The organism is Chrysanthemum yellows phytoplasma, from assembly GCF_000803325.1.
Lineage (GTDB): Bacteria > Bacillota_I > Bacilli_A > Acholeplasmatales > Acholeplasmataceae > Phytoplasma > Phytoplasma asteris.
In genome coordinates this window covers 1-1,365 of record NZ_JSWH01000047.1, presented here as the reverse complement: position 1 = coordinate 1,365, position 1,365 = coordinate 1, and the positions used below count along the sequence as shown (strand labels likewise).

The following is a 1,365-nucleotide window of genomic DNA, read 5'->3' as shown; positions in this document are numbered from 1 at the left end:
TTTATCATTTTCAACAATAACAAATTTTTTATTCATCAAATCAGCATCTAAAACAGCAACATTATTACCTAATTTATCTTTACGCAATATTTTAATTTTAGATGCATAAGCACTACATTCCATAACACCATCTAGATCAAAGGCATTAGATTTATTTCTCCAAGCCAACAACTTAAATAAATTAGCTACTACAGGACGTTTAACTTCTTCTTTTATTTCTTGTCTAGAATAATAATGACGATTAGTATTTCTTCCTTCTTTAGAAGATTCTAATAATTTAATATCATTTTCCCCAGCAAAAAGACAAACATAATAAACTTGAGGTATTCCTGGAGCAAAGATTTGAAAAGCTCTACTCAATAAATAAGCATCGTCATCATTTCCTAAAGCAGAATAATAAGTAAAATTAATTTGATAAATATCTAAATTATTATAAAGAGATGAAGAATATACTTTTTTAACATTAGCACCTTGTTTATATAATTGTTCAGAAGTATACTTAATTTCTTTATCAGTTAAAATATCATAAACATCAATTACTCCAATACCATCATGAGTATCTAAGGTAGTAAATTGTTTCATTGGAGATTTTTTCAACCACTCCACTAAACGTTGAGGATTTTTAGAATAAAGAGTATAAAGAACAACAAGAGGAAGAGCAAAATCATAAATAAAGTATCCATGCTCACTAATCTTATGTGAAATACTATGATTTTCATGAATTTCTGGTAATAATTCTACATCCAAAGGCTTTAATACATCTCTTACTTCATCAAGTAATTGCCATATATCAGGTTCTACAAAAAAAACTAGTATCAGCTTTTTTACAAGCATAAGCAAAAGCATCAAGACGAATAATACTTGCACCTTGTTTTACCATATTAGTTAAAGTAGTTTTAATAAATTCTTTAACAATAGGCTCTTTAACATTAAGATCAATTTGATCGGTGCCAAAAGTATTCCAAAGATGTTCAGTAGTACCATCATCAAATTCAATTAAATGAGTAGGAGCTTTATCTTTACGTTTATAAATAGAATCTACATCTTGTTTGAGTTGGTCTATTAGGTCCTACTTGTTGCCAAAACTTTTCCCAACGTAGAAAAAAAATCTTTATACTGAGAATTATTATGATTCTTTTTAAAATCTTGATACATCAAAGACTTAGATGAAAGATGATTAATCATAAAATCAAACATTAAATAATAACCACTATCACTTAATTCTTGAATATCTTTCCAATCTCCAAAAAGAGGATCAACTTTGTCGTATTGCTTTGGTGAAAACCCCCTATCGCTTGTTGAAGGAAAAAGGGCAATAAATGGATTCCTCCTACAACATCTTTAATATCTTCTTTTAAAACAAAC

At 28.0% G+C, this 1,365-nt stretch carries 1 pseudogene; it reads right to left on the bottom strand.

The features are described from left to right. A pseudogene (gene gtfA, locus OL66_RS04535) lies at window positions 1–1,365 on the bottom strand (sucrose phosphorylase); the annotation flags it as partial.